We start from the raw sequence: 8,687 nt of genomic DNA, 5'->3' as shown, positions 1-8,687 counted from the left end.
GGCCGCGCAGCGCCTTGAGTTTGGCCTTGTAGCCGGCAAGTTCAGCCACATTGGGCAGCTTGCCATGAACCAGCAGGTAGGCGACTTCTTCGAATTCGCAACGGTCGGCGATGTCGAGAATGTCGTAGCCGCGATAGCTCAAATCATTGCCGGTACGGCCAACGGTGCACAGTGCGGTATTGCCGGCGGCTACGCCGGACAGGGCGACGGATTTTTTCGGCTTGCCGATGACGACTTCAGTCATGTGATTCTCCTTTGCAGATAGCGGGGCGGACGCGGATTATTTGTTTTTTTCCTGTTGAAACAGGGCGTCCAGTTTTTGTTCGTAGTCGTGGTAGCCGAGGTGATCGTACAGGTCCATACGGGTCTGCATGGTGTCGACCACATTGGCCTGGGTGCCGTCGCGGCGCAGTGCCTCGTAGACATTCAGCGCGGCTTTGGAGGCGGCGCGGAAGGTCGACAACGGATAGAGCACCAGTGAGACGCCGTTATTGCCCAGTTGTTCGGTGGTATAGAGCGGGGTGGAGCCGAACTCGGTGATGTTGGCCAGTACCGGCACTTTCACCGCTTCGGCAAACTGCTTGTACATGGCAAGATCGGTGATCGCTTCGGGGAAGATCATGTCGGCGCCGGCCTCGACGCAGGCGATGGCGCGCTCGATGGCCGATTCCAGGCCTTCGACTGCCAGTGCGTCGGTGCGCGCCATGATCACCATATCCTGACGGCGGGCATCGACGGCGGCCTTCACGCGGTCAACCATCTCTTCCTTGCTGACGATGGCCTTGTTAGGGCGATGGCCGCAGCGTTTTTGCTGGACCTGGTCTTCAATATGCACGGCGGCGGTACCGGCTTTTTCCAGGTTGCGCACGGCACGGGCGATATTGAATGCGCCGCCCCAGCCGGTATCGATGTCGACCAAGAGTGGCAGTTCGGTGACGTCGGTAATGCGGCGTACATCGATCAGTACGTCTTCCAGGGTGGTGATGCCAAGATCGGGAATGCCGCAGGAGCAGGCGGCGACACCGCCGCCGGACAGATAAATGGCTTTGAAGCCGGAGTGCTCGGCAAGACGGGCAAAATAGGCATTGACCGCGCCGACAACCTGCAGCGGCTTTTCCTGCTCGACGGCAAGACGGAAACGTTGACCCGGGGTATGCATCTGGCGGCTCCTTGATGATGTGTTGGCTGAGTGATTATTCCAAATTCTAGCAAGTGCTTGGTAAGTTCGTAAATGGCGAGGGCATTATTTTTCTTGCACCCAGCTGTTTTTTTGCCGCTTGTTGTGTTTTTGTCTGGTAAACGCACGTTTGGAAGTACGTGCAATGGTCAGAAGCTGGTGCTTGTCGGTTTTGCTTTGCAATGTGCTCTGTTAAGGTGACGGCTTATTACGGTCGAACTTATCCGGAGCAGAGGAGTCATAAGAGATGACTATAAAAATCTGGACAGCAAGCATAGAAAAAATCAGGAGCTGTAAACAAGAATGAGTGATCGGGAACTCGATCAGCAATTGGTGGAACGCGTCCAGCGTGGGGAGAAGCGCGCCTTTGATTTGTTGGTTTCCAAGTATCAAAGACGCCTGGGGCGCTTGTTGTCGCGCTTTATCAAGGACAGCGCGGACATTGAGGATGTGACACAGGAGGCCTTTATCAAGGCCTACCGGGCATTGCCGTCATTTCGGGGTGAGAGCGCTTTTTACACTTGGCTATATCGTATCGGAATCAATACGGCCAAGAACTTTCTCAGTGCCAATGGTCGAAGACCTGTGTTCAAGGCCGGGGTCGAGGATGAAGATGGCGAGGTCGCTGATCTGGGCGATCAGATGCCGGATTACCATACGCCCGAAGCGGACATGATGAACCGCCAGATCGTGGAGACGGTTAACCAGGCGGTGAATGCGTTGCCTGAGGAGTTGCGTACGGCAATTACCCTGCGTGAAATGGATGGTCTCAGCTACGAGGAAATCGCCCAAGTGATGGATTGTCCGATTGGTACGGTCAGGTCGCGTATTTTCCGTGCGCGTGAAGCGATTGCAACGCAGTTGCGCCCCTTGCTGGATACGGCAAAAGACAAGAGGTGGTAGTGATGAAAGAAAATATCTCTGCTTTGATGGACGATGCGCTGGATGATGCAGCGGCACACGCGGCCATCACGGATTTACAGGCGGATAAGGCATTGAAGGATAGCTGGGATACCTATCAGCTGATCGGGGATGCCATGCGCGGGGGCGGGGGTCTTGCGCTGGATGTGCGGCGCGAAGTCAGTGAGCGCCTGCGTGATGAGCCTACTGTTTTGGCGCCGGCCAGACGCTGGCCTTTGCCTTCCCGAAAGCTGCGCCATTATGCATTGGCCGCATCGGTTGCTTGCGCGGCCGTTGTCGGCTGGATGGGCTGGCAGCAGGATGAGTCGGAAATGGTGGTGGCCAAAGCAAGCGAAGCCCAGGTGTTCAGCCCGGCTACAGCGGTAGATGCACCTTATCTGCTGGCGCATCAGGAAATGGCGGGGACAATAGACGGCTCGCAGCGGCGGGTTGCCTATGTGCCAGCGCGTGACAAGGCAGCACATTGATGCAGTTCAGGTTTTGTGTTTTTTTCGGCATGTTGCTGGCACCTCTGGTACAGGCCGGTCCTGATGATGACTGGGCCTTGCTTGGCAAGGCTGCGCAGGTTGCACGCCAGCAAACATTGTCCGGCAGTTACCTGCACCAGATAGGTTCTGCATCCGAGACCTTCCGTATCCAGCGTTCAGTCAGCAAGGGGAAAGTCAGGGAGCGCCGTGTTTCGCTGGATGGCTTGCCGCGCGAGATTATCCGTCATGGCGACGTGCTGATTACGTCCGCTCCGGACGAGCATTCGCTGCTGGCAGCAAAAATAAGCAGTGCCAAGCTGTTTCCGGCCATTCTGCCGGATAATGTGGCCATGCTGGCTGATGGCTATGCCCTAAGCCGCTTGGGCTCGGATAGGGTAGCGTCGCGCGAATGCCAATGGTGGCAGTTGAAATCGCTGGAAGCCGGGCAGCGCTATACACAGCGCGTTTGTCTGGATAAGGCCAGTCAGCTGCCGCTGAAGTGGGTCACGCTGGATGCACAGCAGGATGTGGTCGAGTTGTTCAGCTTTATTGATCTGGATGATCGCGCACCGCGCGCCAAGGTGAGTGTGCAGCCGGTTTATCCCTTAAGCGCAGCATCCTCTGCTTCTGCCGTGAAGGCTGAAGAGGGAGTGGAGTCGCTAGAGATCAAAGGCATTCCGCCGGGTTTTCGGCTGCTGCGTTCTGTCATGCGTAAAATGCCGGGTAATGATGGTGCACCACCGGTTCAGCACCGGGTGTATAGCGATGGTCTGGCCGTGTTTTCTCTGTTTGTCGAGTATGCCAAGGATGCCAAACCGGCGCCTCATCTGACGCATGGGCCTATTTCGGTAGCTACAGACAATGAGGGCGAGTACCGTTTGACCTTGGTGGGGGATCTGCCTGATGCCGGCTTGCAGGCCATTGCCCGTCATCTGCGGCTTGTTAAAAAATCATGATTGAAACCGAAGCACGCGTATTGCGCGTCGAGCCCGGTGCGGCCTGGGTCGAGCCCAAGCCGCATTCGCCATGCGGTCAGTGTGATGCTGAGGGCGGTTGTCGTTCCTTGAGTATCGCGCGCCTGTTTAGCGGGCGTGATCCGGTGTTCCGGGTGCTGGATAGCCTGGGTGTAGGGGCCGGGGACCAGGTGATGGTGGCCGTGCCGGAAAAAAGCCTGAGACAAAGTGTGTTGCTGATGTATGTCTTGCCGCTGTTAGCCTTGTTCGCCGGCGCGCTGCTGGGCGCACTGTTTGGCGAGATGGCGTCGGCGCTTGCCGGTTTGGGTTGCTTGCTGCTGAGCTTGCTGCTGGTGCGCCGCCGGGCGCAACGCCTGTCGGAGGATGGGCGTTTTCAGCCTCATATTGCCAGTAAGCTGGACCCTGACGCCATTGTGGCCGCGCCGGCTCGTACTTGCCGTTCAAAAAACCGGCCCTTGGAGTAAAAATGACGCTGACGCTGATGTTCCGCGATTATTGCAGCCTGTGCCATGCCATGCGTGATGCACTATTGCCCTGGCAGGCGCGCTACGGCTTTGAGCTGGATATTGTCGACGTGGATGCCGACCCGGTGCTGGAAGAAAAGTACAACGAACTGGTGCCCGTGTTGCTGGATGCAAAGGGCGAGATCTGCCACTGGCACTTGGATGAAGCCGCTCTGGCGGAACGTTTGGCTGCACATGCCGGCGAAATCCGCTAGAATCGCGCACTAATTGATACCTGTACGAGGGCGCACTACGTGCCCTCGTCTTTTTGTTGTCTGCGAGCCTGATGAAACACATACGCAATTTTTCTATCATTGCCCATATCGACCACGGCAAATCCACGCTGGCTGACCGTTTTATCCAGTTCTGCGGTGGCTTGGATCTACGCGAAATGAGCGCCCAGGTGCTCGACTCAATGGATATTGAGAAAGAGCGTGGCATTACCATCAAGGCGCAGACTGCAGCCTTGCATTACAAGGCGCGGGATGGCGAGGTCTACAACCTCAACCTGATCGACACACCGGGACACGTCGACTTCAGCTATGAAGTGTCGCGTTCGCTGTCCGCCTGCGAAGGCGCGCTGCTGGTCGTGGACGCTTCGCAAGGTGTAGAAGCCCAGACCGTTGCCAACTGTTATACCGCCATCGACCTGGGGGTCGAGGTGGTGCCGGTGCTGAACAAGATCGATTTGCCGGCTGCCGAGCCAGAGCGCGTCTGTCAGGAAATCGAAGACATCATCGGTATCGAGGCCATCGATGCGGTGCGCGCTTCGGCTAAATCCGGTATCGGTATCGAGGATATCCTCGAAACCCTGATTGCCAAGATTCCGCCGCCGGTCGGCGATGTGGATGCCCCGCTCAAGGCGCTGATTATCGATTCGTGGTTTGATAACTACGTCGGCGTGGTGATGCTGGTGCGTGTCAAGGACGGCGTGATCAAGCCCAAGGACAAGATCAAGTTCATGGCCACCGGTGCCGAGCATCTGTGCGAGCAGGTCGGCGTATTCACGCCTAAAGCCTTGCAGCGCAGCGAGCTTAGGGCCGGCGAGGTGGGCTTTATCATTGCCGGTATCAAGGACATCAAGTCGGCCAAAGTGGGCGATACCATTACCTTGATGAAAACGCCGGCGGCCGAAGCATTGCCGGGCTTTAAGGAAGTCCAGTCGCAGGTGTTTGCCGGTCTGTATCCGGTGGAAAGCCACGACTACGATAATCTGCGCGATGCGCTGGAAAAGCTGCAACTGAACGATGCTTCGCTCAAGTACGAGCCGGAAGTGTCGCAGGCGCTGGGCTTCGGCTTCCGTTGCGGTTTCCTGGGGCTGCTGCATCTGGAAATTGTGCAGGAACGTCTCGAGCGCGAGTTCGATATGGACCTGATCACCACGGCACCTACCGTGGTGTACGAGCTACTGATGAAGGACGGCGAGGTGATCCATGTGGAAAACCCGTCCAAGCTGCCGGATCCTGCCAAGGTGGAAGAAATCCGCGAACCCATCATTACCGCCCATATCCTGCTGCCGCAGGAGTATGTCGGTGCGGTGATGACCTTGTGTAACGGCAAGCGTGGCGTGCAGCGCAATATGCAGTATCTGGGCCGCCAGGTGATGCTGACTTACGATATGCCGATGAATGAAGTGGTGATGGACTTCTTCGACAAGCTCAAGTCCACCAGCCGCGGCTACGCATCGCTTGACTACGACTTCAAGGAATATCAGGCATCCGACCTCGTCAAGCTGGATATTCTGGTCAATAGCGAGAAGGTGGATGCGCTGTCCCTGATCGTGCACCGTCAGAGCGCCCAGTTCCGCGGCCGTGCCGTTGCCGCCAAGATGCGCGAACTGATTCCGCGCCAGATGTTCGATATCGCGGTGCAAGCGGCCATCGGTGCGCACATTATCGCGCGCGAAACCATCAAGGCCTTGCGTAAGAACGTGCTGGCCAAGTGCTATGGCGGCGATATTACCCGTAAGAAAAAGCTGCTGGAAAAGCAGAAAGCCGGTAAGCGCCGCATGAAGCAGGTGGGTAATGTGGAAATTCCGCAGGAAGCCTTCCTCGCCATCTTGCAAGTAGGGGACAAATAAGTGAGCGGGAATCTGTTCTGGGTGTTTGTCGTTGTAGCGGTAGTCGGCATTGCGCTGATCGCGTCGGCCGGCAAGAAAGAGGCGGGCGCCAAAGAGTGGCCGGCTGCCGTGCAGTGGGGCTATATCGCCTTGCTGGTCGGCTGCTTCGGCGTGCTGTCGAGCTGGATGAGCTTTTCAGCCGTGATGCTGGTGATTGTGCTGGTGACCGGCTTTGGCTGGGCGCTGGATAAGTTCTATCTGGCACGCCGCCGAGCGCCGGGCGAAGAGCCCGGCCATATGGTCGACAACGCCAAGGGCTTTTTCCCCATCATTCTGGTGGTATTCCTGCTGCGCTCGTTTATTGCCGAACCGTTCCAGATTCCCAGCAGTTCCATGCGGCCGGGGCTGATTGTTGGCGACTTCATTCTGGTCAATAAATTCACCTACGGCATACGGGTGCCGGTGCTGAACAAGGTGATAGTGCCGGTGCATGAAGTTGCGCGTGGTGATGTGGCGGTGTTCAATTTCCCGCCTAACCCGCGCGTCGATTACATCAAGCGTGTGATCGGGCTGCCGGGGGACACGGTCGAGTACCGCAACAAGAGTCTGACTATCAACGGCAAGGCCGTGCCGGATGTGGCGGATGGTACTTATGACTATCTGGAGCAGGGTCTGGCGATGATACGGAACGACCAGTACATTGAAACCCTGCCATCCACACCTGAGGCCAAGACCTATAAGGTGCTGAAGATTCCTCAGGCGCCAGTCTATGATCCGGCACAGGTGCGCGACTTCCCGTATCGCGATAATTGCCAGTATGCTGAAGACGGTTTTGTGTGCAAAGTGCCACAGGGCCACTACTTCATGCTGGGCGACAATCGCGACAACAGTCTGGATGGCCGCTACTGGGGCTTTGTTGCCGATGATCTGCTAGTGGGCAAAGCTTTCCTGATCTGGATGAATTTCGGTGATTTTTCGCGCATCGGAATGAAAATAGAGTAACGGTTTCGCCTTTTGACTGCCCGGTTCCCGCCTGTACCGCTGCGGGGCCGGGCTTTTTCATTCGCCACATTTGGCCGCGCGTGCCAGCAGGTTTAGAATGCGGCTTTCGTCGCCATGATAACTATCAGCTAAAAACAGGAGCAGAGCGTATGCGTTCTCGGGAATACGGTTTATCTGTGGTGTCGCTTTTGATGACGATACTGCTGGCTGGTGCATTGATACTGGGGTTTTTCCGTGTGGTACCGGTTTATTCCGAGTATTTCGAGATCAAGAATGCCTTGAATGATATGGCCAAGAATCCGGCGCCCGAGGGCGAGTGGGGCTTGCGTCAGGAATTTGCCCGCCGTGCCGGGGTAAACGATATCAGCTCGATCAAGCCGCAAGACTTGCGCATCTACGCGCCGGTCGGCCAGCAGCCGGCCATTACCGTTGCCTGGCGCCGTGAAGTACCGATGGTCTCCAATGTGAGCCTGCTTTTCGATTTCAACATTCACGCTGGCCAAAAAGCCGGCATGCAACCCTAAGCCGTGACTCAACATAAAGATATCCGATTTCGCCGCCTCAGCGAGGCATTAGGCTACCGTTTTACCCGTCCCGAGTGGCTGCGTCAGGCTTTGACGCACCGTAGCTACGGCACGCCCAACAACGAGCGACTGGAGTTTGTCGGCGACAGTATTCTCAACTATACCGTCGCCCGCATGCTGTATGACCGCTTTCCGCAATTGACCGAGGGCGAGCTATCGCGTCTGCGCGCCAATCTGGTGAATCAGCAGACCCTGTCCGAACTGGCCCAGCTGCTCAAGCTGGGGGACGAGCTGTATCTGGGCGAGGGCGAGCTTAAGAGCGGCGGTTTTAACCGGCCGTCCATTCTGGCGGATGCGCTGGAGGCGACCTTTGCCGCCGTGAGTTTTGACGCGGATTTTGCCGCAGCCGAAACCGTGGTGCGCCATTTGTACCGCGAGCGGGTCGAAGCGATTGACCCGACCCGCCATGCCAAAGATGCCAAGACACGCCTGCAAGAAGCACTGCAGGCGCGCAAATATCCGCTGCCGCGCTACCGCATCCTGAGCCAGTTGGGTGAGGCGCACGAGCAGCACTTCAAAGTCGCGTGCGAGCTGGGTGATCTGGGCATCGATACCAGCGGCGAAGGCAATAGCCGGCGCGCGGCCGAACAGCAGGCCGCCGAACAGGCGCTGCTGCAACTGGAAGCACAATTCAAACTGGGCAAGAAATGACCGAAACCTCTTATCGCTGCGGCTTTGTGGCCATCGTCGGCCGTCCCAATGTGGGCAAATCGACGCTGATGAACCACCTGATAGGCCAGAAGATCAGCATCACCTCCAAAAAGGCGCAGACCACGCGCCATCGCGTGACCGGCATCCATACCACCGATCACAGCCAGTTCGTGTTTGTCGATACACCGGGCTTCCAGACTTTTCACGGCGGCGCACTGAACGAGACCTTGAACAAGAGCGTCAAGGACACGTTGGGCAATGTCGATTGCGTGATGTTCGTCTTGGAAGCCAAGCGCTTTACCCCGGCTGACCGCGAAGTAATGGCGCTGTTGCCGAAGAAAATCCCGGT

General features: G+C 57.2%; 12 protein-coding genes. 10 read left to right on the top strand and 2 right to left on the bottom strand.

What is annotated here, in order from left to right:
* The coding region (locus EGI20_RS15070; RefSeq protein ID WP_498632429.1) for a citrate/2-methylcitrate synthase at positions 1–244 on the bottom strand (244 nt) is incomplete at its 3' end.
* A gap of 36 nt (positions 245–280) precedes the next feature.
* Positions 281–1,159 (bottom strand): methylisocitrate lyase, encoded by an 879-nt coding sequence (gene prpB / locus EGI20_RS15065; RefSeq protein WP_498630000.1) that lies wholly within the window; start codon positions 1,157–1,159, stop codon positions 281–283.
* Between the two features lie 321 nt (positions 1,160–1,480).
* Here prpB and rpoE point away from each other — a divergent pair, with 321 nt between their 5' ends.
* The 10 genes from rpoE to era form a co-directional block, all read left to right on the top strand.
* On the top strand, positions 1,481–2,080 hold the full coding sequence (gene rpoE, locus EGI20_RS15060) for an RNA polymerase sigma factor RpoE (protein ID WP_124734379.1): 600 nt from the start codon (positions 1,481–1,483) through the stop codon (positions 2,078–2,080).
* Positions 2,081–2,082: 2 nt separating this feature from the next.
* The gene (locus tag EGI20_RS15055) at positions 2,083–2,565 is read left to right on the top strand and encodes an RseA family anti-sigma factor (RefSeq protein ID WP_498629998.1); all 483 of its coding nucleotides are present in this window, start codon (positions 2,083–2,085) and stop codon (positions 2,563–2,565) included.
* Positions 2,565–3,521 carry a MucB/RseB C-terminal domain-containing protein gene (locus EGI20_RS15050; protein WP_498629996.1) on the top strand — a complete coding sequence of 319 codons (957 nt, stop codon included), beginning with the start codon at positions 2,565–2,567 and terminating at the stop codon, positions 3,519–3,521. Before EGI20_RS15055 ends, EGI20_RS15050 begins: the two co-directional genes overlap by 1 nt.
* Positions 3,518–4,003, top strand: coding sequence for a SoxR reducing system RseC family protein (locus EGI20_RS15045; RefSeq protein WP_498629994.1), 486 nt, complete (start codon positions 3,518–3,520; stop codon positions 4,001–4,003). Before EGI20_RS15050 ends, EGI20_RS15045 begins: the two co-directional genes overlap by 4 nt.
* A 2-nt stretch (positions 4,004–4,005) precedes the next feature.
* Complete coding sequence (locus tag EGI20_RS15040; RefSeq protein ID WP_124734375.1) at positions 4,006–4,257, top strand: glutaredoxin family protein; 252 nt, start codon at positions 4,006–4,008, stop codon at positions 4,255–4,257.
* A 71-nt stretch (positions 4,258–4,328) separates the two neighbouring features.
* Complete coding sequence (gene lepA, locus EGI20_RS15035; protein WP_124734374.1) at positions 4,329–6,122, top strand: translation elongation factor 4; 1,794 nt, start codon at positions 4,329–4,331, stop codon at positions 6,120–6,122.
* Positions 6,123–7,103, top strand: a complete 981-nt coding sequence (lepB, locus tag EGI20_RS15030; protein WP_498632431.1) for a signal peptidase I — start codon at positions 6,123–6,125, stop codon at positions 7,101–7,103.
* A 149-nt stretch (positions 7,104–7,252) separates the two neighbouring features.
* Positions 7,253–7,627, top strand: a complete 375-nt coding sequence (locus EGI20_RS15025; RefSeq protein ID WP_498632427.1) for a DUF4845 domain-containing protein — start codon at positions 7,253–7,255, stop codon at positions 7,625–7,627.
* A 3-nt stretch (positions 7,628–7,630) separates the two neighbouring features.
* A complete protein-coding gene (rnc, locus tag EGI20_RS15020; protein WP_160796025.1) occupies positions 7,631–8,338 on the top strand; it encodes a ribonuclease III in 708 nt (235 codons plus the stop codon).
* On the top strand, positions 8,335–8,687 hold a 353-nt coding region (gene era / locus EGI20_RS15015), incomplete at its 3' end, for a GTPase Era (protein WP_498632425.1). The genes rnc and era, both read left to right, overlap by 4 nt.

It is taken from the genome of Aquitalea sp. S1-19 (genome assembly GCF_024343515.1).
Note: the sequence above shows the minus strand (reverse complement) of the source record. Positions and strands in the feature narration are given on the sequence as shown.